At 64.2% G+C, this 22,798-nt stretch carries 21 protein-coding genes; 14 read left to right on the forward strand and 7 right to left on the reverse strand.

Going from position 1 to position 22,798, the window contains the following annotated elements:
• Nucleotides 1–326: 326 nt before the first annotated feature.
• Both dbpA and LA321_RS03700 read left to right on the forward strand, forming a co-directional pair.
• Nucleotides 327–1,706, forward strand: a complete 1,380-nt coding sequence (gene dbpA, locus LA321_RS03695; RefSeq protein ID WP_042072664.1) for an ATP-dependent RNA helicase DbpA — start codon at nt 327–329, stop codon at nt 1,704–1,706.
• Between the two features lie 74 nt (nt 1,707–1,780).
• The gene (locus LA321_RS03700) at nt 1,781–2,071 is read left to right on the forward strand and encodes a YkgJ family cysteine cluster protein (RefSeq protein WP_042072665.1); all 291 of its coding nucleotides are present in this window, start codon (nt 1,781–1,783) and stop codon (nt 2,069–2,071) included.
• Here the strand turns inward: LA321_RS03700 and LA321_RS03705 are convergent.
• On the reverse strand, nt 2,068–2,460 hold the full coding sequence (locus LA321_RS03705; RefSeq protein ID WP_042072667.1) for a hypothetical protein: 393 nt from the start codon (nt 2,458–2,460) through the stop codon (nt 2,068–2,070). The two genes, LA321_RS03700 and LA321_RS03705, sit on opposite strands and share 4 nt — an antisense overlap.
• A 288-nt stretch (nt 2,461–2,748) precedes the next feature.
• On the opposite strand from LA321_RS03705, the gene LA321_RS03710 reads away from it, so the two are divergent.
• The gene (locus tag LA321_RS03710; RefSeq protein WP_042072668.1) at nt 2,749–4,146 is read left to right on the forward strand and encodes a PepSY-associated TM helix domain-containing protein; all 1,398 of its coding nucleotides are present in this window, start codon (nt 2,749–2,751) and stop codon (nt 4,144–4,146) included.
• A gap of 80 nt (nt 4,147–4,226) precedes the next feature.
• Here the strand turns inward: LA321_RS03710 and LA321_RS03715 are convergent, their stop codons facing one another.
• Both LA321_RS03715 and LA321_RS03720 read right to left on the reverse strand, forming a co-directional pair.
• A complete protein-coding gene (locus LA321_RS03715; RefSeq protein WP_042072669.1) occupies nt 4,227–4,445 on the reverse strand; it encodes a DUF6500 family protein in 219 nt (72 codons plus the stop codon).
• A 105-nt stretch (nt 4,446–4,550) separates the two neighbouring features.
• Nucleotides 4,551–5,456 carry a 1,4-dihydroxy-2-naphthoate polyprenyltransferase gene (locus LA321_RS03720; protein ID WP_042072708.1) on the reverse strand — a complete coding sequence of 302 codons (906 nt, stop codon included), beginning with the start codon at nt 5,454–5,456 and terminating at the stop codon, nt 4,551–4,553.
• Between the two features lie 208 nt (nt 5,457–5,664).
• On the opposite strand from LA321_RS03720, the gene LA321_RS03725 reads away from it, so the two are divergent.
• From LA321_RS03725 to LA321_RS03760, 8 genes are all read left to right on the forward strand, one after another.
• A complete protein-coding gene (locus LA321_RS03725) occupies nt 5,665–6,984 on the forward strand; it encodes an isochorismate synthase (protein WP_042072670.1) in 1,320 nt (439 codons plus the stop codon).
• 34 nt (nt 6,985–7,018) lie between these two features.
• Nucleotides 7,019–8,764: a 2-succinyl-5-enolpyruvyl-6-hydroxy-3-cyclohexene-1-carboxylic-acid synthase gene (gene menD, locus LA321_RS03730; RefSeq protein WP_042025913.1), complete on the forward strand. Its 1,746-nt coding sequence runs from the start codon at nt 7,019–7,021 to the stop codon at nt 8,762–8,764.
• Nucleotides 8,724–9,527 carry a 2-succinyl-6-hydroxy-2,4-cyclohexadiene-1-carboxylate synthase gene (gene menH, locus LA321_RS03735; protein ID WP_042072672.1) on the forward strand — a complete coding sequence of 268 codons (804 nt, stop codon included), beginning with the start codon at nt 8,724–8,726 and terminating at the stop codon, nt 9,525–9,527. The genes menD and menH overlap by 41 nt, the downstream gene beginning before the upstream one ends.
• An 87-nt stretch (nt 9,528–9,614) precedes the next feature.
• On the forward strand, nt 9,615–10,475 hold the full coding sequence (gene menB / locus LA321_RS03740) for a 1,4-dihydroxy-2-naphthoyl-CoA synthase (protein WP_042072673.1): 861 nt from the start codon (nt 9,615–9,617) through the stop codon (nt 10,473–10,475).
• The gene (gene menC, locus LA321_RS03745) at nt 10,475–11,404 is read left to right on the forward strand and encodes an o-succinylbenzoate synthase (protein ID WP_042072674.1); all 930 of its coding nucleotides are present in this window, start codon (nt 10,475–10,477) and stop codon (nt 11,402–11,404) included. The genes menB and menC overlap by 1 nt, the downstream gene beginning before the upstream one ends.
• 13 nt (nt 11,405–11,417) lie before the next feature.
• Nucleotides 11,418–12,812, forward strand: a complete 1,395-nt coding sequence (locus LA321_RS03750; protein ID WP_042072676.1) for an AMP-binding protein — start codon at nt 11,418–11,420, stop codon at nt 12,810–12,812.
• A gap of 216 nt (nt 12,813–13,028) precedes the next feature.
• On the forward strand, nt 13,029–15,779 hold the full coding sequence (locus LA321_RS03755) for a collagenase (RefSeq protein WP_042072677.1): 2,751 nt from the start codon (nt 13,029–13,031) through the stop codon (nt 15,777–15,779).
• A 171-nt stretch (nt 15,780–15,950) separates the two neighbouring features.
• Nucleotides 15,951–16,805 (forward strand): SanA/YdcF family protein, encoded by an 855-nt coding sequence (locus LA321_RS03760; protein ID WP_082043445.1) that lies wholly within the window; start codon nt 15,951–15,953, stop codon nt 16,803–16,805.
• 59 nt (nt 16,806–16,864) lie between these two features.
• Here the strand turns inward: LA321_RS03760 and LA321_RS03765 are convergent, their stop codons facing one another.
• Both LA321_RS03765 and LA321_RS03770 read right to left on the reverse strand, forming a co-directional pair.
• Nucleotides 16,865–18,913: a tRNA(Met) cytidine acetyltransferase TmcA gene (locus LA321_RS03765; protein WP_042072680.1), complete on the reverse strand. Its 2,049-nt coding sequence runs from the start codon at nt 18,911–18,913 to the stop codon at nt 16,865–16,867.
• On the reverse strand, nt 18,910–19,224 hold the full coding sequence (locus tag LA321_RS03770; protein ID WP_042072681.1) for an HlyU family transcriptional regulator: 315 nt from the start codon (nt 19,222–19,224) through the stop codon (nt 18,910–18,912). The genes LA321_RS03765 and LA321_RS03770 overlap by 4 nt, the downstream gene beginning before the upstream one ends.
• A gap of 137 nt (nt 19,225–19,361) precedes the next feature.
• Here LA321_RS03770 and LA321_RS03775 point away from each other — a divergent pair, with 137 nt between their 5' ends.
• The 3 genes from LA321_RS03775 (at nt 19,362) to LA321_RS03785 (ending at nt 20,802) form a co-directional block, all read left to right on the forward strand.
• The gene (locus LA321_RS03775) at nt 19,362–19,568 is read left to right on the forward strand and encodes a bacterioferritin-associated ferredoxin (protein ID WP_026456376.1); all 207 of its coding nucleotides are present in this window, start codon (nt 19,362–19,364) and stop codon (nt 19,566–19,568) included.
• A 132-nt stretch (nt 19,569–19,700) separates the two neighbouring features.
• Nucleotides 19,701–20,177, forward strand: coding sequence for a bacterioferritin (bfr, locus tag LA321_RS03780; protein ID WP_042025922.1), 477 nt, complete (start codon nt 19,701–19,703; stop codon nt 20,175–20,177).
• A 166-nt stretch (nt 20,178–20,343) separates the two neighbouring features.
• Nucleotides 20,344–20,802: a methylglyoxal synthase gene (locus LA321_RS03785; RefSeq protein WP_026456374.1), complete on the forward strand. Its 459-nt coding sequence runs from the start codon at nt 20,344–20,346 to the stop codon at nt 20,800–20,802.
• 68 nt (nt 20,803–20,870) lie between these two features.
• On the opposite strand, the gene LA321_RS03790 is transcribed toward LA321_RS03785, so the two are convergent.
• A complete protein-coding gene (locus LA321_RS03790; RefSeq protein ID WP_042072684.1) occupies nt 20,871–22,022 on the reverse strand; it encodes an iron-containing alcohol dehydrogenase in 1,152 nt (383 codons plus the stop codon).
• A gap of 141 nt (nt 22,023–22,163) precedes the next feature.
• Nucleotides 22,164–22,616 (reverse strand): hypothetical protein, encoded by a 453-nt coding sequence (locus LA321_RS03795; protein ID WP_042072685.1) that lies wholly within the window; start codon nt 22,614–22,616, stop codon nt 22,164–22,166.
• Nucleotides 22,617–22,798: the final 182 nt, after the last annotated feature.

The following is a 22,798-nucleotide window of genomic DNA, read 5'->3' on the forward strand; positions in this document are numbered from 1 at the left end:
TGAGTAAATTCAATACGATAAACTATTAACCAGATAACATTGATTGAGCTTTGATATTTTTAACCCTGTTTAAACAGGAGCCGAAACATTCCTTTATTTAAACAAGACATCAGCAAAACGTTTATCTTATATAACCAAACACCTTTTATTTAATTTCTTCGCAGCTGCCGTTGGCTTGCCATCAAACTCTGGCAGATAAACCAATGACACCGCCAACAGCCCCTCGATCAACCGTTCAAATTTCCGCCACATCGGACGTCACATTCTGGTATGATGCGCCCCCTTGCGCGCCGCGCACCCCGTTTTCCGTGAAATAGAGTCCTTTTGTGAACAACAGCGAATTTAGCAGCCTGAACCTCCCCTCCGCCCTGCAAGAGAACCTCGCCAGCCTGGGTTATCTGCAGATGACCCCGATCCAGGCCCAGAGCCTGCCTCTGGTGCTCGATGGCAAAGACTTGATCGCCAAGGCAAAAACCGGCAGCGGCAAGACCGCCGCCTTCGGTCTCGGCCTGCTGGCCAGCCTCGACGTCAACCGGCTTGAGGTGCAGGCACTGGTGCTCTGCCCGACCCGCGAGCTGGCGGATCAGGTGGCCACCGAGATCCGTCGCCTGGCCCGCACCCTGCCCAACGTCAAGCTGGTGACCTTGTGCGGCGGCACACCGACCGCACCGCAGTCAGCCACCCTGGGCTTTGGCGCCCACATCGCCGTCGGCACCCCGGGCCGGGTGCTCAAGCATCTGGAGCAGGGCACCCTCGATCTGGATTGCCTCAAGACGCTGGTGCTGGACGAGGCGGATCGCATGCTGGACATGGGCTTTGGCGAAGACATCAACCGGGTCATCAGTTATGCGCCGCGGGATCGCCAGACCCTGCTCTTCTCCGCCACCTATCCGGAGGGGATCGCCCAGATGAGCCGCGGCGTGCAGCGCAACCCGGTCGAGGTGAGCGTGGAGTCCCTGCATCAGGAGAGTGCCATCGAACAGAAGCTCTATGAAGTGCCGGCCGGCCAGCGTCTCGACGCCCTCACCTGGCTACTGAGCCACTATCAACCGGCCTCCTGCGTGGTGTTCTGCAACACCAAGCGCGCCTGTAACGATGTGGCCGACCACCTGGCCGCCAAGGGCTTCTCGGCGCTGGCGCTGAACGGCGATCTGGAGCAGCGCGAGCGGGATCAGGTGCTGGTCCGCTTTGCCAACGGCAGCGCCACCATACTGGTGGCCACCGACGTGGCGGCCCGTGGCCTCGACATCAAGGAGCTGGGTGCCGTCATCAACTATGAGCTCACCTATGACCCCGAGGTGCATGTGCACCGTATCGGCCGCACCGGCCGCGCCGGTCAGCAGGGTCTGGCCCTGAGCCTCTATCAGCCGAACGAAGCGCAGCGCGTCAACCTCATCGAGGAGTACCAGCAGGCACCGCTGCTACAAGGCGATCTCGATGCCATCGGCCGCACTATCAAGCCGCTTGCGCCCCAGATGGTGACGCTCTCCATCGACGCGGGTCGCAAGACCAAGGTGCGGGCCGGGGATATCCTGGGCGCCCTGACCGGCGAGGGTGGTATTGCCGGGGCAGATGTGGGCAAGATCCAGATCGCCGAGCAGTACTCCTACGTCGCGGTCAAGCAGAGCGTGGCCAAGGCGGCGCTCAAGCGGCTGCAGGAAGGCAAGATCAAGGGACGCAGCTACCGCGCCCGCAAACTGGGCTAAGCCCGACGAGCACAGGCGCCGGCATGGCGCCTGTTTCATTTTCACCAAGGTCGCAAGACGACAAGATAGAGACCATGACCCGGACAACTGAGCCACAGATAAGCTGCCAGAACTGCGAAGCCTGCTGCTGCCGCCTGGAAGTAATGCTGCTGACCGACACAGGGGTGCCGGATCGCTACATCGAAGAGCGGGAGGGCGAAGTGCCCGTGATGCAGCGGCTGGACGATGGCTGGTGCGCGGCGCTCGATCGCAATACCATGATGTGCCGCATCTACGATGTGCGCCCCCTGATCTGCCGGGAATTCGAAATGGGCGAACCCGACTGCATCGACGAACGGGACAAGTGGTTTATCAGACTCGATTAGGAGGGTGAGCGGGCCAGCTGCGCCTCGAGCCAGGTGATGGCCGCCTGCTCGCACTCGCAGTAATGCACCGCCTTGAAGGGCACTCCGGCGAAGACCTGATCGGCCAGATAACGCTTGAAGCCTCCCGACAACACCACCGCCAGATACTGGCAACCGCTGCCGGCGCACCAGTCAAACTGGCGATGAAAGCGGTGAAGCACTTCGGGGCCAGCCGCCTCGAACTCGGTGATAACCTCGACTATGCCCCAGGGGCCGCCTTGCAGTTCCGCCAGCGCATCGCGGAAGCGGGCCTCGTAGGCCATGGCGCCCGCCAGATTGAAGGCACCACTCGGGCGGCAGATCAGCATCTGCCCCCTGCGTTCCATTGCAAACTTGCCGTGCGGCTGCATTCCGTTCCTCCCTGACCGGCGCCACTCCAGTGGCTGTTGCTATAAGATAATGATTTACATAAAAAAATCTACAGCATCGAAAACACCATCCGGTTCCCATACTGCCGCTGACCCCATGGCACCCCCTTGCTTCCACTCATTATGATCTTTATCAACAATCTCTTTTCATTTCATCCAAGGGTCCGACCAGAGATGTGGCATTGCCGTTAACAAAACGTTGCTGTTATCATCCGCGGCCATAAAACACTCCACCAGCAGGAATGTTGGTCATCGACACAAGGACACGAGATGAAAAACAGGGATGCCCATTACTACCAACGGATCTGGCGCTGGCACTTTTATGCCGGCCTGTTTGTCGCCCCCTTCCTGATCCTGCTCTCCCTGACCGGCATCATCTATCTGTTCAAGCCCCAGCTCGACAACCTGATGTACCCCGAGCTGATGAAGGTGACCCCGACGGCCCAGACCCTGAGCGCCGATGAGCTGCTGACCAGGGCGATGGCTGCCATGCCGGATGCCAGCCTGCGCAAATACCTGCCACCGGCCAGCCCGGATGCCAGCGCCCAGCTCATCGTCATGCAACAGGGCCAGGAGCTGACCCTGTTCATGGATCCCGCCAGCGGCAACCTGCTCGGCACCATGGACAACAAGTGGAACCTGCAGGCGGTGGCGCGCGCCCTGCACGCCGATCTGTTGCTCGGCACCACGGGGGATCGGCTGATCGAGCTGGCCGCCGGCTGGGGACTGGTGCTGCTCATCAGCGGCCTCTACCTCTGGTGGCCGCGCAAGGGACCGGGCATGGGCGGCATCCTCTGGCCCAGAATGCACCAGCGTGGCCGCCTCTGGTGGCGTGACCTGCACGCCGTGGTCGGCTTCTGGGGTGCCGGCTTCCTGCTGCTGTTGCTGCTGAGCGGCATGACCTGGACCGGTTTCTGGGGCGATCAGTTTGCCAATGTGTGGAACCGCTTCCCCGCCGCCATGTGGAACCAGGTGCCCAAATCGGCCCCCCTTGCCCGCAGCCTCAACCAGGCTCATGAGCAGACAGTGCCCTGGGCGGTGGAAAATACCCCCATGCCGGATTCCCGGATGGTGGAAGAGGGCCATGATCACGGAGCCATGAACCATGGCAGCACCCACGACGGCGTGGTGATGGCCAGCCGGCGCATCCCGCTGCAACAGGTGGTGGAGATTGCCCGCGAGCGCGGGGTCAGCCCGGGTTACAACATCACGCCGCCGGCGGGGGATCGTGGTGTCTTCACCATCGCCCTGTTTGCCGACGACCCGCGCAACGATGCCACCCTGCACATCGATCAATACAGCGGCAAGGTGCTGGCCGACGTGCGCTGGCAGGATTACGGCCCGGTGGCCAAGACGGTGGAGACTGGCGTCATGCTGCACATGGGCAAGCTCTATGGCTGGCCTCACCAGCTCGCCATGCTGCTCATCTGCCTGATGGTGCTGGCCAGCGCGGTGAGCGGCCTGTGGATCTGGTGGTGCCGTCGCCCGCAGGGCCGCCTGGCCGCCCCGCCGCTGCCCGCCAGCCTCCCCCCCATGCGTGGCGCCATCGCCCTGCTGATCCTGCTCGGCATCTGCTTCCCGCTGGTAGGCGCCTCCATGGTCGCCATCTGGCTGCTGGACAGCCTGATCTTCTCCCGCCGCGCACCAAAACTGGCGGAGATAGGCTAGGCCCCACTCTCACGACCAAATGACAACGCCATTCAATAGCAAGGACTCCCGATGGGGAGCCCTTGCTGCTTCAATTCGGCCTATTTCATAGCCTCGACCAGCCGGAGGATCTTGCTGGCCTTTTCGAAGTGATCGAGCCTGTGGGTCTGGATCCACCAGGTCGCCGCCTCCATCAACAACTCGGGATCCTCATTCTTGTTGGCGAAGAAGGCATAGAAGGAGAGCCCGACCGCCTCCCCCTTTTGCGCAATTTTCTGGTGGCAGACCTGGATGATTTTCTCTCTGAGTGAGTCGCGCATGGCGGCTTTCCCTGCTTGGTGGGTGGCATGCAAGGCAGCATACCCCAGCCAGCAAAAAGGGCCCCCGTCCGGGAGCCCTTTTTCATTGCCAAAACGGGTCGCGACTCAGGAGAGCGCCAGCCCGATGGAGAGCAACAGGCTGTAGAGGAAGGCGCTGATGGCGGTCTTCTTGAGGGCGCCTGTCAGCACCTCGCCATCGAAACTCTCTCGCAGTGTCCTGGCCGCATCGGTCAGTGGCTTCATGGCCGGCAGGAAGATCCAGGGCCAGAAGCTGGCCGGCTGGGTCAGGATGAAGAGTACGGTCGCCAGCACGGCAGATCCCAGCAGCACCCAGTGATAGGCGATGGCGCGATTGCGACCGAGGCGCACTGCCAGGGTGATCTTGCCGCTGGCGGCATCGGTTTCGATGTCGCGCACGTTGTTGATGTTGAGCACGGCGGTGGCCAGCAGGCCACAGGCGGCCGCGGGCAACAGCAGATCCCACTGCAGGGTCTTGGTAAAGAGGTAGTAGGAGCCGAGCACCCCCAGCAGGCCGAAGAACAGGAACACCGAGATATCGCCAAAGCCGCGATAACCGTAAGGAGTCTTGCCCACCGTGTAGGTCACCGCCGCGACGATGGCCGCCCCGCCCAGCACCACAAACGCCAGGATCTGCAGCCACTGGCCGCCGAAGGCGCAGCCCAGCAGCAACAGGCCGCTCGCCACCGCCGCCAGCGCGGTCAGCGCCATCGCCACGCACATCTGCTTGCGGGTGATGAGGCCGGATACCACGGCCCGCTGGGGACCGATCCGCTCGCCATTGTCGGCACCGGAGACCGCATCGCCGTAGTCGTTGGCCAGATTGGAGAGGATCTGCAGCAGGATGGCGGTCAGCAGGGAGAGCGCCATGATGGTGCCGTCGAAGGCGCCGCGGCTGGCGGCCAGCCCAGAACCCAGGAGAATGGACGAGCAGGCGAGCGGCAATGTTCGCAAACGAGCCGCCAGCAACCATGTTGATAAGGTATTTGTCATATTGTGATGGCCAAACAATCGGATATTGATCGTGTTAAGGGTTATCGAACCGGATTTGGGTATACTGGGCCCCGGAAGTGAAGCTCCCTCGGGCGATTTACATGGACGAATGGGCAGATAATATATAGGAAATCATCGCCCTTTGGCATAAACCTACGGCATCCTGCTACGGGATCGGTCGTTACTACCCGGTTCAGACACTACATCCATGTTGGCTCAGACCCATATCAAGCAACAACTGGACGCCCTGCGTCACAACAACGTCAGCGGCTTCGTACGACTGCGCGTAGGGATCGAGGTTCGATCCTTCCTGGGCTGGCTCGCGGCGCAGACTCTCTACCCCCGCATCTATTGGCACGCCCGTGGCCAGGATCGCCCCGAGTATGTTGCCCTGGGTGCCATCCACGAACTGACCGAGCCCGATGCCATCCGCCAGGTCTGCACCAACACCAGCCAGTATCATGACGACAGCCCCCGCTACTATGGCGGCGTGGCGTTCGATCCGGCCCAGCCGGGCTGGCAAGGGTTTGGCGCCTGTCGCTTCGTGCTGCCCCGCATCGAGCTGGTGCGCCGCGGCGAGTGTGTCAGCCTCTGCCTCAACCTCTGGCTGACCAAAGAGAACCTCGAGTCCGAGCTGGCCGCCGCCGAAGCCGCCCTCGACGCCCTGCAGCCGGAAGCGCCCCTGGCCCAGCTGCAAAAGCAGCGCTGGCAGCGTCAGGATTGCCCTGAGCCGGCCCAGTGGCAACGCCTGGTGGAGCAAGTCACCTCCCCCGCATTTCAGGCCCACACCCCCAAGGTGGTGCTCTCCCGCGAGAGCGTGCTGACCAGCCACCATGGCGGCGAGGATGTCTGCCCCTGGGTCATGCTCAACCAGTGGATCGGCCATGCCCAGGACTGCTTCCACTTCGGCTTCCAGTTTTCCCCCGAGCAGGCCTTTATCGCCTGCTCCCCCGAGCGCCTTTACCGCCGCGAGGATCGCCACCTCTTTAGCGAGGCGCTGGCAGGCACCATCCGCCGTTCTGGCGACGAGGCGACCGATGCCGCCCTGGCCGCCGAGCTGCTGGCCGACAGCAAGAACCGGCTGGAGAATCGGCTGGTGCATGCCGACATCCTGAGCCGCCTGGCCCAGCTGGCCCACGACGCCACCCTGACCGAGCCGCGCATCCTGAAGCTGCGCCTGCTGCAACATCTCAAATGCGACATCGAGGCCGAGCTCAAGCCCGGCGTCTGCGACTGGCAGTTGCTCGAAGCCCTGCACCCGACCCCTGCTGTGGGCGGCGCCCCGCGCGAAGCGGCGCTGGCCTTCATCCGCGAAAACGAACCCTACGAGCGCGGCTGGTATGCCGGGGCCTGCGGCATGCTGAGCCGGGAGACTTCGGAGTTTGCCGTCGCCATTCGCAGTGCCCGCATCCAGCCTGGCAGCGTCACCCTGTTTGCCGGCGCCGGCATAGTGGCGGGTTCCGAGCCCGCCGCCGAGTGGGCCGAGCTCGACAACAAGATCGCCAATGTGCTCTCCCTGCTGGGATAGCCGTTCATCCTCTTTCCAACCCGCGAGAGCGCTTATGTCCGCCAGTGAAGTGTTTGCGAGCACCGTCTTTCCCACTCAGCACGCCACCTTCAACCATGTCTGGTCCTCCCTGCTACTGGAGGAGCTTTATCGCCTCGGGGTGCGCGATATCGCGCTGGCCCCGGGTTCGCGCAGCGCCCCGCTCACCATGGCCGCCGCCGCCCACTCCGGGTTTCGCCGCCATCTGCATTTCGACGAGCGGGGTCTGGGCTTCATGGCGCTGGGGTTGGCCAAGGGCAGCAACCGCCCGGTAGCGGTGATCATGACGTCGGGCACCGCGGTCGCCAACCTCTGGCCCGCGGTGGCCGAGGCCCAGCTCACCGGCGTGCCGCTCATCATTCTCTCCGCCGACCGCCCCCACGAGCTCATCGACAACGGCGCCAACCAGGCCATCGACCAGCAGGGGATCTTCGGCCACTACCCCGTTTTTCAGCAGAGCCTGCCAAGCCCCACCCCCACCATCCCCGCCGCCTTCGTGCTGAGCTCGGTGGATCAGGCTCTGGCACAACAGGCACGCACGCCTGGGGTGGTACACATCAACTGCATGTATCCCGAGCCCCTCTACCCCGGCGACCAGTATCAGGATTTTGCCGCCTATCTGGCCCCCCTCGGCGACTGGCTCACCTCGGTTCGCCCCTGGAGCCCCTGGCAGCTGGGTGAGCAGAGCTGCCTGCCCCAGGCCGGCTGGAGCGAGCTGCAAGGCAAGCGCGGCGTCATCATCGCCGGGCGGATCTCCCACCCCGACCAGGCGCAAGCGGTGGTCGAGCTGGCCGAGCGCCTCGGTTGGCCCCTGTTGGCGGATATCCAGAGCCAGATCCGCTTCGATGCTCGCAACCTCATCCACATGGATTTGGCGCTCAACGATCCCGGCTTCGTCGCCGAACTGGGGCGCGCCGAGGTATTGCTGCAATTTGGCGCCCGCCTGGTCTCCAAGCGCCTCGGTCAGTTTATCAAGCGCCATCCCTGGCAGGATTACTGGCTGGTGGATCCGCAGCCGGCCCGGCTCGACCCCGACTACCGGCTGCGCAACCGCCTGCTCTGCAGCGCCAGCGCCTTCGTGGCGGCTCATCCGGTCGCAGCCACGGCGACTCCCTGGCACCGGCTGGACGCCCTGCAACAGAAGGCGAGTCGGCAGATCGCCGCCGCCTGCGAACGCTTCTCCGAATTGGGGGTGTGCCATCGCCTCAACCGGCTGATCTGCGGTCAGCTGTTTGTCGGCAACAGCATGCCGGCCCGGCTGATGGATATGCTGGGCACCCCGGGCCAGGGGCCGAGCCGGGTGATGACCAACCGCGGCGCCTCCGGCATCGATGGCCTCATTGCCACCGCCTACGGCTTCGCGCAATCGGTCGAACAGGGCAGCGCCGAGCCCACCACCCTGCTACTCGGGGATCTCAGCGCCCTGCACGATCTCAACAGCCTGGCCCTGCTTGGCAAGGCCAGCCGACCGCTGGTGGTGATCCTGCTCAACAACGACGGCGGCAGCATCTTTCGCATGCTGCCGGTGCCCACCGAAGGGGAGCTGCTGGAGAGCTACTATCGGCTGCCCCATGGCCTGTGCTTCGAGCATGCCGCCGCCATGTTCGGCCTCGCCTATCGTGCGCCGGACAGCCTGGCCGAGTTCGAGCAGGCCTATACCGAGGCGCTCGGTGCCGGCGTCACCCTGATCGAGATCCGGGTGCCGAGCGAACAGGTGGCCGATGATCTCAAGGCGCTGGGGGCCGCCATCCGTGGCGCCTGAACAGCCCCAACGGCCGCACACCCTGGTGCTGCTGCACGGCCTGCTGGGGGATGGCGCTGACTGGCAGCCGGTGATCGACCGCCTGCCCGCCATCCGCTGCGTGGCCCTCGACCTGCCGGGCCACGGCTGCAACCACGCTGTGCGGGTGAACGGCTTTGACGAGGCCCATCGCTGGCTCTGTGACGAGCTGGCCTCCCACGATATCGAGCTCTATCTGCTGGCGGGCTATTCCCTCGGCGGGCGCCTCGCCCTCTATCACGCCAGCCGCTCCCCGAATGGTTTGCAGGCCCTGCTGCTGGAGAACTGCCATCCCGGTCTGCCTGCTGCCGAGCGGGCCGCCCGCATCGCCCATGACGAGGGGTGGGCGATGCGCTTCGAGCGCGAGCCGCTTGCCGAGGTGTTGGCGGACTGGTACCGGCAGGGGGTCTTTGCCGATCTGGACGAAACGGCCCGAGCCCGCCAGATCGCCCGTCGCCTCGGCAACCGGGGTGGCGCCATCGCCACCATGCTGCGCGCCACCTCGCTGGGGCAACAGCCCGATCTCGCCCCCTGGCTGGCAAAGGCCGAATTGCCGGTCACCTATGTGAGCGGCAAGCGGGATCAGAAATTCCACCACCTGGCTTGCCAGCTGGCGAGTCAGCATCGCAAAATCAACCACTTGGTACTGGATGGCGGCCACAACCTGCACGCCAGCCAGCCCGAGATCTTTGCCCGGTTCCTTGCGAAGTGGGTCAACCAACCAGAAGAGAAGAGTCATGATTGAAGCAATGACGGAAGCGGGACGGTACGCACCTGTCCAGCAGGCCGTGATTGCTCCATTTTCGCTCGAACAGACTAGAAGGAAAAAACCATGATTGAGGCAATGACGGAAGCTGAACTGTACGCACCTGTCGAGTGGCGCGATTGCTCCGCCGGTTACGAGGACATCCTCTATCACAAGTCCGGCGATGGCATTGCCAAGATCACCATCAACCGCCCCCAGGTACGCAACGCCTTCCGCCCTCGCACCGTGAAAGAGATGCTGCAGGCGCTGGCCGATGCCCGCTATGACGATCAGGTCGGCACCATCATCCTGACCGGCTTCGGCGAGAAGGCCTTCTGCGCCGGTGGCGACCAGAAGATCCGGGGCGACTACGGCGGCTACCGCGACGACGAGGGGACTCATCACCTCAACGTGCTCGACTTCCAGCGCGACATCCGCACCTGCCCGAAACCCGTGGTGGCCATGGTGGCCGGCTACGCCGTCGGCGGCGGCCATGTGCTGCACATGATGTGTGATCTGACCATCGCCGCGGACAACGCCATGTTCGGCCAGACCGGTCCGAAAGTGGGCTCCTTCGACGGCGGCTGGGGTGCCTCCTACATGGCGCGCATCGTCGGCCAGAAGAAGGCCCGCGAGATCTGGTTCCTGTGCCGTCTGTATGACGCCAAGCAGGCCCTCGATATGGGATTGGTCAATACCGTGGTGCCGGTCGCCGACCTGGAGCGTGAAACCGTGCGCTGGTGCCGCGAGATGCTGCAACACAGCCCGATGGCCCTGCGCTGCCTGAAAGCCGCGCTGAACGCCGACTGCGATGGTCAGGCGGGCTTGCAGGAGCTGGCAGGCAATGCCACCATGCTGTTCTACATGACCGAAGAGGGTCAGGAAGGGCGCAATGCCTTCAACGAAAAGCGCCGCCCCGACTTCTCCAAATACAAGCGGAACCCCTGATGACACTCGCCCTCTATCGCTACCGACTGCCTTTTACCCAGCCCCTGACCTTTCACGGCAAGGTGGAGGTGGCGCGCGAGGGCTTGCTGGTCCGTGTTGGCGACGGCTGGGGGGAGATAGCCCCCCTGCCCGGTTTCTCCAAAGAGACCCTGGCCGAGGCGCACGCCGAGGCCATCGCCTGTCTGGAACAACTGGCCGCGGGGCAACCCATAGCCCCGCGCCTGCCTTCGGTGCAATTTGGCTTTGACTGTGCCCGCCGGGTCTGGCCCGCACAGACGGCCCCCCTACCCGAACCCTATCCCCTTATTCAGGGCTCCCCCCAGGAGTTGCTGAAACACTGGAAAGAGTGGCTCCATCGCACTCCCAACAAGGCCAAGCTCAAGGTGGCCCGCTATCCCATGCGGGACGAGCTGGCGCTGATCCGGCTGCTGTGCGACCGCATTCCGACCCTCAAGCTGGTGCTGGATGCCAACCAGGGCTGGACCCGCGAGGAGGCCTGGACCTTCTGCGGCCATCTGGACCCGAACCGGATCGAGTATCTGGAAGACCCCTGCGCCGATTTCGCCGACATCGCCTTCGTGGCCAGCCGCACCGGCATGCCGGTAGCGCTGGACGAGCTGCTGGCCCAAGGCAAGCCATGGGAGCCCATCCCGCAGCTGCGCGCCCTGGTGCTCAAGCCCATGCTGCTCGGCTCGCTGGAACGCTGCCAGGCGCTGATCAACCGCGCCCGCGAGCTGCGGCTCAAGGTGATCATCTCCTCCTGTTTCGAATCCGGCCTAGGCCTGAACCAGCTGTTCCACCTCGCCGGAGAGTGGGCCCCGGAGCAGGCCCCCGGGCTGGATACCCGTCGCTGGATGGCGGCGGATCTGTTAAACGAAGCCGGGGAGCCGGACACCGGCGCCCTGGAGACCCTGTTTTACCGTGACTGATTTCCCCGCCCCAATGCAGGAGACTTGCCCGGTTCGCCACTGGGCAAGGCTCGCCCCCCATCGCATCGCCATCCACACCGATACCCCGCTGAGCTACCGGACGCTCGATCTGCGCCTCAACAGCCTGTGCGACCAGCTCGCCCGGGCCGGCCTCACCCGCGGGGATCATCTGGCCGCCGTGGTGCGCGGCGCGCTGGAGGATGTGCTGCTGGCCTGGGCCTGCGTGCGCAGCGGTATCGTGTTCTGTCCGCTCAACCCCGCCTTTCCGCTCACCCGACAAGCCGAACTGGCCGGCCGCCTCGACGCCCGGGCCTTCTGGTCGGCGGGCGACATGCCGAGCGGTGACTGGCAGGCGCTGCGGCTCGATTTCAGCCGCGAGCTGGCAGCAGGTGATGACGAGTGGCCGCTGGTACCAGAGCAGCTCAACAACATGATCCTCACCTCGGGCTCCAGCGGTACACCGAAGGCCGTGGTGCATCGGCTGGCCAACCATCTGGCCTCGGCACGGGGCTCCGCAGCCCTCATTCCCCTCGACGAAGCCTGCGGCTGGCTGCTCTCCCTGCCGCTGTTTCATGTCGGCGGTTACGCCATTCTGTTTCGGGTCTTTCTGGCGGGAGCCGCCCTGGTGCTGGACGATCGCAGCCGCCCCCTCGAGGCGCGGCTCGAGCGCCAGCCCATCACCCACCTGTCCCTGGTGCCGACCCAGCTCTGGCGCCTGCTAGCCCGGGGCTTCGATCCTGCACGCACCCGATTGCGCGAGCTGCTGCTCGGCGGTGCCGCCATCCCGCTGCCGCTGGTCGAGCGCCTCGCTGCCATGGGGCTCACCCCCAAGGTGAGCTACGGCCTCTCCGAGATGGGCAGCCAGGTCTGTACCGCCCTGCCCACCCGGGCGGGGATGGTGGGCCGCCCGCTACCGGGGCGGGAGTTGTGCATCAAGGGACTGGAGATCTGCGTGCGCGGCGCCACCCTGTTTGCCGGTTACTACCGTGATGGCGCGCTGGAGCTGCCCCTCGACGAAGAGGGGTGGTTTCACACCCGCGACAAGGGGCACCTCACCCCGAACGGCGAGCTGGTGGTGGAGGGGCGGCTCGACAACCTCTTCATCTCGGGCGGGGAGAACATCCAGCCCGAAACCATAGAGCAGCGGCTGGTGGATCACCCCGCCATCGCCCAGGCGCTGGTGGTGCCGGTGCCGAACGATGAGTGGGGGCAGCGCCCCGCCGCCTTTATCGACTGGCACGGATACCCCGTTCCCCATGCCGAACTGGTCGCCTGGATCAGGGCCTCCCTGCCCGGCTTTATGGTGCCGGATCACTGGCTGCCCTGGCCCGATCTCGGCGGCAACCTGAAGCCCTCCCGTCAGCATCTGGCCCACACGGCCCGGAACCACGCGAGAAACAAGACATGAAATGTGACATTCATCACATTTCATGTTTTTACTCATCGCTCAAAAAAGCCGCATGTGAGTCTTTACTTTCAATCAAGCCCCGTCCGAGTCACAAACTGGCGTCTGATATAAATTTTATCTATTTTTCAGTGTGTTAATTTACAGTTGATATCCTTTTGGGGCCTAGTAGATTGCCCTCCCTTCACCACGTAGACAATAAAAAACGAAGGGATAACAATGACTCGTTCAGGCTCAAGGTGGTGGCTGCTGGCCACCCCGCTGCTTGTTGCCGCCCAGGCACAGGCCGACTACTCCCCCGCCGACTGGCAAGACTACCGGCTGACCGGTGAATCGAACCGCCAGCTCGCCCCCCGCGTCACCGAGGTGACCTATGAACTCAAGGCACGCGACGCAAGTGCCCCCTATCAGCAACTCAGGGTCTATCGTCGCTTCGACTGGCAGGGAAGCGACCTCGCCTCGCTGGCTGAAAATCACTGCAGCGAGCCCAAATTGCGGGTCGAGGCGGGCTGGCAAATCCGCTATCTCAGCTGCGAGCAGCGGGTGCCGGCCGGCAAGGCGGTGCCCGCCACCAGCTACGACTACGGCTATGGCCTCAAGGAGGGGCGCTGGGAACAGCTGGCCGGCACGCCGACCGCCCCCCGCACGGATCGCTTCCCCCTGCCCGAACCCGTCTTGCTGGGTCATACCGAGCAGGAACTGGATCGCTGCGAACTGAACGCCCAAGGGCGCTGCGCCGAGCCCGAGTGGCACTATCAGCCGCAGGAGTGGCAACAGCTGGAAGTGAAAGAAGAGACCCCGAGCGAGCGGGATGGCCGACTGGAGCAGGTGTTCTTCCGCCTGCAGCCCGTCCCCGGCAGCCTGGCGGCCAGCCAGGTCAGCGAGCTGCACGTCTGGCGCAGCTATCGCTGGCAGCTGGAGCAGGCCACCGCCATCCAGCAGGAGTGTGACGAGCCCATGGAGCGGCAGGAGGGGGAGAACACCGTTCGCTACCGCCTCTGCCGCCAGGTCATTCCGGCCGGCAGCGAGGTGATGGTGACCCTGAAAGACACGGGTTATCAGAACCCGGTCAGCGGCCGTGAGTGGCAACCCCTGCCGGAGACCGACGAGTGGCAGGAGAGCCGGGTGATCCAACGACCCATCGTACTGGCCAGCAAGGAGGAGCTACTGGCGTGCCACCGCCCCAACGGCCGTCCCTGCGGCGAGCCGGATCAGCCCGACACGACGCTGCTGGATGCCGACGCGGCGCAGCTGGTCACCGATGTCAGCGGCCAGAACAGTCCCGCCTGGCAGGCCGATTATGGCCACGACGACGCCAAACTGATGGCGGTGGTGCGCGGCATGCGCGCCCTGCTGGCCGCCAACCAGCCGACCCACCCGGCCATGGACAAGCTGCTCTACTATGTGCGCGCCCACAACTACCATGATGGCGTGCGCCGGGAGAGCGATCAGGTGGCCCGGGAACTCGCGGCCGTGATGATGGCACTGCTCGATCACCCCCTGCTGCTCACTGCCGAACCGCAGGATCAGGCCGGTACCGTGCTGGAGGCCTGGAGCGTCGCCGCCCAGGGGCAGCTGGAGCAAAGCGCGTTTCGCCAGAGCGCGGACCCCATGCTGGTCCAGCTCAACCGGGCGCTCGTCTACGCGGCGCAGCATGCCGCCTTGATCAACGGCCACAAGCCCTGGGCTGACGGCATCTTCGAGCTGCTCAACCTGATCGACCAGAGTGCCAACGCCGGCCAGCAGGCCGATTTCAGCGCCACCTTCATGGCACAGGAGCCCTCCCTGCGCCAGAGCCTGCGCCAGCTCGGCATGAGCGAGCTGTCACTCTGGAAGCAACGTGACGGGTCGCGGGATCTGTTTGTCTTCAACAACATCCTCGACGCCCACAGCCGCCTCTACCGGATGATGAGCTACAGCCAACCGGACGAGGCGGCCCGCTATCGCCAACTGCTGGACCGCGATGTCATCGCCATCATGCGCCACCACGGCCTGCTCCCGGGCGGCCCCCACCCGGCCACGCTGCTGGAGGATGTCTCCCTGACCCTCTCCAGCTACTACCTCACCTACACGGATCGCACCAGCGAGGCTTGCATCAGCGGTGACTTCGCCGGCCTCTGCACCCCCATCCGGATGGAGGACATACTGCCGTTCGAACACACCTGCTCACCCACCCTGCGCCTGCGGGCCCAGGATCTGACCCTGGCCCAGGCCGAGGAGATCTGCCGCGAGCTGGGGGCGGAGGAGCAGCAGTTCCACCAGCAGATGGAGACAGGTTCGCAACCGGTGGCCGACGATCACAACGAGACCCTCGAGCTGGTGATCTTCGACTCCTCCGCCGACTGGAACCGCTATGGCGGCGCCCTGTTCGGGGTCTCCACCGACAATGGCGGCATCTATATCGAAGGGGATCCGGCTCGTCCGGGCAACCAGGCCCGCTTCTTCGCCTATGAGGCGGAGTGGAAGCGCCCCGCCTTCCAGGTGTGGAACCTGCGCCACGAATACGTCCACTATCTGGATGCCCGCTTCAACCAGTACGGCAGCTTCGGCCAGTACCCCCTCAACCGCACCACCTGGTGGGCGGAGGGGCTGGCGGAGTACATCGCCCACGGCCAGTGCTTCGCCCGCGGTCTGGACAATGTAGCCGGCCGCCCCGCCGACCGGCAGCCGACCCTGGGGGAGATCCTCCACCTCGATTACGATCAGGGCGGCGACATGGTCTACTCCTGGTCCTATACCGTTCACCGCTTCCTGAACGACACCGGTCGCAACGCCAGTTGGCTGGCCCTGGCGCAGGCCCTGCGCAACCCGGATCGCCAGCAGGCCTTGAGTGACTTCGAGGGGGAGATGGATCAACTGATCGCCAGCGACAGTGCCGCCTATCAGACCTGGCTGAACAGGGAACTGCTGCCCTGGTGGCAGGCCAACAAGGAGTCCGACGCCTGCAAGGGGAATGACTCCGCTCACTGATTCATTTGATGCACAAGGGGACAGCCATGGCTGCCCCCTTTTTTATCCTCTGCCGCTGCGACAAGCCCTGCCCCAGCCAGACAGCCCCTTGCTATCAAGTCTGACGCCCGCCCCCGAGTTGTAATAGAATGCCGAAAACCACTTCAACTTCAGACCCGAATCGCACCGCGCATGAAGAAGTTTGCCAAGATCCTCCTCGCCTCCCTGCTGTTGCTGCTGGCGCTGATTGCCTCGCTGCTGGCCTATGGCGAGTGGATCGTCTCCGACACCCGCCAATACACCTATGACGAGGTGAGCGAGGTGCCATACAACCCGGTAGCCGTGGTGCTGGGCACCTCCAAATACCTTGCAGGTGGCGGCCCCAACCACTACTTCAAGTACCGCATCAAGGCCGCGGCCGAGCTCTACAACAACGCCAAGGTGGATTACATACTGGTCTCCGGCGACAACGCCACCTTGCAATACAACGAACCGCGCCAGATGCGCCGCGCCCTGATCAAGGCGGGCATCCCGGCAGCTGCCATCTACATGGACTTCGCCGGATTCCGCACGCTGGATTCCGTGGTACGGGCCAAGGAGGTGTTCGGCCAGGAGCGCTTCACCGTGGTTTCCCAGGGCTTTCACAATGAGCGAGCCATCTTCATCGCCCACCACTTCGGCATCAACGCCATCGGCTTCAACGCCGAAGATCCCAGCGCCTATCAGGGGATCCGCACCCGGATCCGGGAGGTGTTTGCCAGGGTGATGGGGCTGCTCGACCTCTACGTGCTGGACAAGGGACCCAAGTTTCTCGGCGACCCGGTTCCCATCGGTCTGCCCGTCCCCTGCGAGCCCCTGAGCACCCTGGGTACCCGGCATCCCTGCATCAAGCAGCCCAAACCGGCGGTCACACCACCGGTGAAGCAGCAAGAACCCGAGCCAGCCGTTACGCCAGCGGTGAAACAGCAAGAACCCGAGCCGGCCGTCGAGCCACCGGTAGAGCAGCAAGCGCCGGAGTCTGCGACCAACGCCGCCATGGCCACCTGATATGACAAACGACCCGCCAATTGGCGGGTCGTTTTCGTTGAAGGGGAAGTTGCCAACGGTTACAGCAGACGGGCCAGCAGGGCACGCAGCGCCTTGATAAGCGCAGGCTTGCCCGCCAGTTGCAGCCGGCCGGCCAGACGGGTCCAGTCTGCATATTGCCAGATGGTGGCGATCAGCAGATGGCGCTCGTCGGCCATTAGCGGCGCGAGCCGGTCAATATTGCCCGCCAGCCAGCGCTGCAGGCTGGGCTGACACAGCTCGAACGGCTTGTGATGGTGAGCAAAGCAGGCCAGCTCATCACACACGAACTCGTCCGGCTCACCCGAGACAGGCTCGCTGCCCTGCACACACTGCCACACCAGCTCTGGGTCCAGCCCCTTGAGCTCCCCCGCCAGCAGGGTCGGCAACTGGGCCACGAAACGCCGTCGCCACAGGGCCAGCTCGGGCTCATGCTCCACCTTGAGTGCCTTGAGCAGCAGGGCGGCGTGGCTGCCGCTGGCGGCATCCCGCTGCAACCCGATGCGCAGCACCACCAGCCCTGCCTTGCGCCAGAATGGCAGCAGATCGGCGCTGGCCGAGAAGGCGGAGCCGAGGTAGTCGAGACCCGCCTGGCGGTAGTAAGCCTCCAGTTGGCCAAGCAACAGCGAACCGAGACCATGGCGATGCAGCTCGGGATGGATGGCGATGCGCATCACCCTGGCGTAGCTGCGCTCCCCAGCCGTCTTGCACCCCGCGTGGGCCAGCAGGGACTGGGGCAGCAGATGACCGCGCGGTCGCCGCCGGCCGGCCCAGATCGCCTCCGCCAGCTCGGCTTCTATCTGGCCCTCCCGCGCCACCAGGGCCACCCCGAGCAGGCTCTGCGCCTCTTCCAGCAGGTGGATGTCGAGGCTTGGGCTCTCCAGCAGGGCTCTGAGATCACTTGGCGTGGTCTGGTAGTGGGCCAGCACCAGCAGGCCGAATACCTGGTTGAGCAGCGCGTCGTCCTCCGCCAGTGTCCCCTGTTCGATCATCCGCCAGCGCGGGTGGGTCGGTGGCAAGGGCGCCGCCACCTCGGCGTTGAGGCCGAGCAGGTGAAACACCAGCGGCTCCAGCGGGTCCCTGGCACTCCAGCGGATCGGCGAGGCCAGGTGAACTTCCTGCCAATCCGGCGTCTCCCTGTCCAGCACCCGCTTGAAGCGCAGATGAAAGCCGCGCCCCGTCCCCTCGTAACCGTGCTCCGTGGTGGCGAAGACGATTCGGCTGTGCCGGGCCAGCATGGCCTCCAGCAATGGGGTCGGGATGGCGGCGGCTTCGTCCACCAGCAGCAGATCGGGCTGCAGCCCCTCGTGTACCAGCCGATCCGGCGAGCAATACGCAAGGCCAGCCAGCTTCTCCACCGTGGTGCCAAGCCTTCTGGCCGCATGATCAAACAGGGTGGCAACCGTCCCCTGGGAGGGGGCCGTCACCACTATCTGCAGGTCAGGCTGGCTGCGCAGCAATTCGGCGGCGGCGATCCCCAACAGGCTGCTCTTGCCACGGCCACGGTCGGCGCTCAGCACCAACGGACGGCGACGATGGCCGTGCAGCACCTTGTGGATGGCGGGCAGGGCAAGGGCCTGATCGTCGCTCAAGGGGCGATCGGGCCCCAGCGGCTGCCAGGGCTCGCCATCGTCCCGGGGCAGCAAAGAGAGCGCCGGATCCCCTTCCAGCAACCGCACCAGCCGGGCGATAAAGCCGTGCCCCGCCTGCGCGGCCTCTTCGGGCCGGGCCACCAGCCGCCCCCGATCCGGGTCCGGGTAGCCGGGCCATTGCACCCTCGGCGGAGTCAGCAACAGCAGCAGACCGCCAGCGCGCAGGGTACCTGCCAACGCCCCGAAGGCGTCGGGGTGAAAGCCGCTGAAGGCGTTGAGCACCAGGGTGTCGCACTCCTGCCCGAGTCGCTGCAACGCCTTGGCTGCCGGCAGGGGGTTATGACAGGCAGGCCCCTCCCCGAGCCAAAAGACAGCCTCGCCGAGCAGGGCATCGGCACGGGCGATACAGTCGGTCTGCTCCCCCTCCAGCCAGATCAGCCGCCGCTCACCGGTACGGGCCAGGCATTGTCGCAAGTCTCCCACCTCTGATGGCGTCATGATGCGGTGTTGTCGCCCGGTTTGACCCTGGGCTCGAACATGCGATCCCCCATCTGGTCGATGAAGATGTGGGCCTTCTGCACCATGAAGCGCTCTGCATCTGCCGGGTTGGCAAACAGATCGGAGCGGATGAAGCTGTGGGTCAGCAGGGTGCCGTCCACTTCTTTGGTGATGCGCCCAGCCAACCGGTACTGGCCCCCCTCCGCCATGGGCTCGGGGTAGATAAGATAACCGGCGTATTCGGTGGGCGTGACCTCGGCGGCTTGCGGTGACTGGCTCCCGAACAGGGCGCCGAACAGTTTCTTGAGCATGATGATCCCCCTCTGTGACAGGGCATTGTCCCCAAGGGGTGGATGAGTGGCAAGCGGGGCAACTTATTACCAATGGTTATTTGCATCGCGAACCATTCTCATTTAGATTTCTCTCATTGCAGCATGAGGTAATCACTATGTATGTCTGTTTGTGCCGAGGCATCACAGATACCCAGATCCGCAAGGCGGTACAGGCAGGCAGCGGCGAGTTTCGCCAGCTCAAGCAGGAGCTGGAAGTCGGCGCCCAGTGTGGCAAGTGTGTGCGCATGACCATGGAGATCATCGCCACCGAGCTCGACAAACTGGCCAAGGAGCAACCTCCGCTCTACTACGAAGTTGCCTGATCCGGCCATCTGTCGGCTTTGCCGACTCACCCCTCCCATCAGACGAGCAGGCTCGTCTGACCTTCTTTTGTCACTTTTCTCGACTAAGCTCTAACGATCGAGGCCGCAGGCACGAACCAAGGAGCACTGTCGATGAAAGGAGATCCCAAGATCATTGCCCACCTCAACAAGGTGCTGGCCAATGAGCTGATTGCCATCAACCAATACTTCCTCCACGCCCGCATCTACGATGACTGGGGCCTCAAGGCGCTCGGGCACAAGGAGTATCACGAGTCCATTGATGAGATGAAGCACGCCGACGAACTGGTCAAGCGGATCCTGTTTCTGGAAGGGCTGCCCAACCTGCAGGATCTGGGCAAGCTGCGCATCGGTGAGACGGTGGAGGAGATGCTGCGCTGCGACCTGTCGCTGGAGCTGGACGCCATCCCCGATCTCAGGGTGGCCATCGCCTACGCCGAGTCGGTGCAGGACTACGTCAGCCGCGACCTGTTCCAGGACATACTGGAAGATGAAGAGGAGCATGTGGACTGGCTGGAGACCCAGCTCGATCTCATCGATCGCATCGGCCTGGAGAACTACCAGCAATCCCAGCTGCATCACGACTCCTGAGTGAGCCCCATGCAGGCAATCCGACACCCGCCACGGCGGGTGTCTTCGTTTGCCGGCCCGCAAAACTGTCCGCCAGGATCACAGTTAGCGCGACCGGTACAGCAAGCGCCACGGCTTTCGTTTAGGATACGCCTCTCTTCCCATCACATGATTACGGACATTTTCCATGGAACAGATCGCACGCGAGATGGCCCCTCACAAGCGGGTCGCCCTGGTGGCTCACGACAACATGAAGACCGCCCTGCTGAACTGGGTGATGCGCCGCAAGGAGGAGCTCAAGCTCCACCACCTCTATGCTACCGGCACCACGGGCACCATGCTCGGCAAAAATGCCCAGTTACCCATCACCTGCCTCTTTTCCGGCCCCATGGGCGGTGACCAGCAACTCGGCGCCCTGATCGCCGAGGGCAAGATAGACGTGCTGATCTTCTTCTGGGATCCCCTCAATGCGGTGCCCCACGATCCGGACGTGAAGGCCCTGCTGCGCCTGGCGGCGGTGTGGAACATCCCGGTGGCCACCAACGAGGCGACCGCCGACTTCATCATGGACAGCCCCCACATGCAGCAAAAATTCAGCGTGCAGATCCCCGATTACGCCGGCTATCTCAAGGCCAGAACCGAGTAATCGAATCTCGGGATGCAACAAGGGCCGCATGATGCGGCCCTTGTCGTTGCACTCCTGCCAGAACGGGCTCACAGCGCCCGAACCAGGATCCGCGCCACCACGTCCGTGTCTATGTCCTGCTGTTCCCCCAGGGCGGTGCGCCCTACCCGCTTGAGGTTGGAGCAGATGGCGGGGATGCAGCTCTCGCCGAGATCGTAAGCGGCCAGCCTGGTCGGCAACCCCATCTGCTGGAAGAACTGCTCGGTGCGGATGATCGCCTCCTCGATGCGCAGCGCCTTGTCTTCCCGGGTCGAGTGCCATACCCGCTCGGCAAACTGGGCGAGCTTCTCCTGCTTCTGGGCCGCCCGCTCCCGCAGCAGCGAGGGCAGCACCACCGCCAGACTCTGGCCATGATCCAACCCGTAGAGCGCCGTCAGCTGGTGGCCGATGGCGTGGCTCGCCCAATCCTGCGGCACCCCGCAGCCGATGAGGCCATTGAGCGCCAGACTGGCGGCCCACATCAGGTTGGCGCGTACCTGATAGTTATCCGGCTCCTGCAGCGCCCTGGGGCCGTTATCCACCAGTACCTGCAGCAGGGCCTCCGCCAGCCTGTCCTGCACCTCGCCCCCAACCGGGAAGGTGAGGTACTGCTCGGTGACGTGGACGAAGGCATCCACCACCCCGTTGCCGGTCTGGCGGGCGGGCAGGCTGTAGGTGGTGGCGGGATCGAGCACCGCAAATTGTGGCTGCACCAGTGGGCTTCTGAAGGAGATCTTGGCATCCCCCCGGCTCACCACTGCGGTCGGATTACTCTCGGAGCCGGTGGCCGGCAGGGTCAGTACGCAGCCCAGGGGCAACGCCCTGGCAACGTCCGCCTGATTGGCACAGATATCCCAGGGGTCATCCCCTTCGTAGCAGGCCGCCGCGGCAACAAACTTGGTGCCATCCACCACTGAACCGCCCCCGACCGCCAGCAGAAAGTCGATGCGCTCGCGCTTGACCAGCTCAACCGCCTCCATCAGACGCTCGTATCTGGGATTGGCACTGATGCCGGAGAACTCCTGCCACTCCATGCCGGCCAAAGCCTGGCGGATCTGCTCATAGACGCCGTTTTGCCGAATACTGCCACCCCCGTAGAGCACCAGCAGACGGCTACCCTGCGGGATCAGCGCCGGCAGGCTGGCGATCTGACCTTCACCGAAGCAGATGCGGGTCGGATTGGCATATTGGAAGTTGTACACGGCGGACTCCTCGGCTTGAACGATGCCGGAACATTGTGCGCCTGCAGGGAAGTGAGGTCAAAACGGGTGGCAGTATCTTGCCCGCCGGTGGCCGATGCTGGCCGACGCCGGCAAGGCTGGCGGGCATCCGGCAACACAAACTCAGGCCGTTGTGGCAGTCTCGCTCTTGCTCGTCTTGCCGGTCAGACGATCCATGGCCTCCTTGAGCATCGCCTCCTGCTGCTCCTTGAGCGTCTTGCTCTGCTGCTCCCGCTCCTCGGCGGTCAGGGTCTTGTCGCCGGCGATCGTCTGCAACTGCTCTTCCAGCTCGTTGTACTTCTTGCGATCAAATCCCAGCGCCTTGTCCACCAGCTGTTGCATCACGGCCCCCTTGTCGGAGCTCATGTCCAGCGCGGGAGGCAGCTTGCTGTTCTTCGCCAGGTGCTCATAGGTCAGCACCTGCTGGGCCTGACCGGTGATCCGCTGGGAGGAGAGGCTGACCAGCTCTTCCCAGCCGCTCCCCTGACCACCCGCCCCGGCACTGCTGAGGGTGGCAAGGGCGCGGGAGTTGGAGGCGCTCTGGGCAAGCTGCTGGCTGTAGGGTTTGATATCCATAAAAAGGGCTCCAGTCTGCATGACGGGTGGGCTGATTCGGTGACGTGAGGCGTCAGGCCTCACCATTGTCAATAAAACCAGCAAGTTACAGGCCAACTTGGCAAACGGGCCCACAAGCCTGCCGACATGGGGAATGCACCGGATGGCAGGATCAGCGGCGTCAGAATCATGACTCCTCAGCC

The sequence above is a fragment of the Aeromonas enteropelogenes genome (assembly GCF_020097295.1).
GTDB classification, from domain to species: domain Bacteria; phylum Pseudomonadota; class Gammaproteobacteria; order Enterobacterales; family Aeromonadaceae; genus Aeromonas; species Aeromonas enteropelogenes.

Bases quoted from the DNA above. Each gene is read 5' to 3' on its own strand.
- LA321_RS03700 (WP_042072665.1), top strand. From the start codon at position 1,781: ATGACCCGGACAACTGAGCCACAGATAAGCTGCCAGAACTGCGAAGCC.
- LA321_RS03705 (WP_042072667.1), bottom strand. From the start codon at position 2,460: ATGCAGCCGCACGGCAAGTTTGCAATGGAACGCAGGGGGCAGATGCTG.
- LA321_RS03710 (WP_042072668.1), top strand. From the start codon at position 2,749: ATGAAAAACAGGGATGCCCATTACTACCAACGGATCTGGCGCTGGCAC.
- LA321_RS03715 (WP_042072669.1), bottom strand. From the start codon at position 4,445: ATGCGCGACTCACTCAGAGAGAAAATCATCCAGGTCTGCCACCAGAAA.
- LA321_RS03720 (WP_042072708.1), bottom strand. From the start codon at position 5,456: ATGACAAATACCTTATCAACATGGTTGCTGGCGGCTCGTTTGCGAACA.
- LA321_RS03725 (WP_042072670.1), top strand. From the start codon at position 5,665: ATGTTGGCTCAGACCCATATCAAGCAACAACTGGACGCCCTGCGTCAC.
- menD (WP_042025913.1), top strand. From the start codon at position 7,019: ATGTCCGCCAGTGAAGTGTTTGCGAGCACCGTCTTTCCCACTCAGCAC.
- menH (WP_042072672.1), top strand. From the start codon at position 8,724: ATGATCTCAAGGCGCTGGGGGCCGCCATCCGTGGCGCCTGAACAGCCC.
- menB (WP_042072673.1), top strand. From the start codon at position 9,615: ATGATTGAGGCAATGACGGAAGCTGAACTGTACGCACCTGTCGAGTGG.
- menC (WP_042072674.1), top strand. From the start codon at position 10,475: ATGACACTCGCCCTCTATCGCTACCGACTGCCTTTTACCCAGCCCCTG.
- LA321_RS03750 (WP_042072676.1), top strand. From the start codon at position 11,418: ATGCAGGAGACTTGCCCGGTTCGCCACTGGGCAAGGCTCGCCCCCCAT.
- LA321_RS03755 (WP_042072677.1), top strand. From the start codon at position 13,029: ATGACTCGTTCAGGCTCAAGGTGGTGGCTGCTGGCCACCCCGCTGCTT.
- LA321_RS03760 (WP_082043445.1), top strand. From the start codon at position 15,951: ATGAAGAAGTTTGCCAAGATCCTCCTCGCCTCCCTGCTGTTGCTGCTG.
- LA321_RS03765 (WP_042072680.1), bottom strand. From the start codon at position 18,913: ATGACGCCATCAGAGGTGGGAGACTTGCGACAATGCCTGGCCCGTACC.
- LA321_RS03770 (WP_042072681.1), bottom strand. From the start codon at position 19,224: ATGCTCAAGAAACTGTTCGGCGCCCTGTTCGGGAGCCAGTCACCGCAA.
- LA321_RS03775 (WP_026456376.1), top strand. From the start codon at position 19,362: ATGTATGTCTGTTTGTGCCGAGGCATCACAGATACCCAGATCCGCAAG.
- bfr (WP_042025922.1), top strand. From the start codon at position 19,701: ATGAAAGGAGATCCCAAGATCATTGCCCACCTCAACAAGGTGCTGGCC.
- LA321_RS03785 (WP_026456374.1), top strand. From the start codon at position 20,344: ATGGAACAGATCGCACGCGAGATGGCCCCTCACAAGCGGGTCGCCCTG.
- LA321_RS03795 (WP_042072685.1), bottom strand. From the start codon at position 22,616: ATGGATATCAAACCCTACAGCCAGCAGCTTGCCCAGAGCGCCTCCAAC.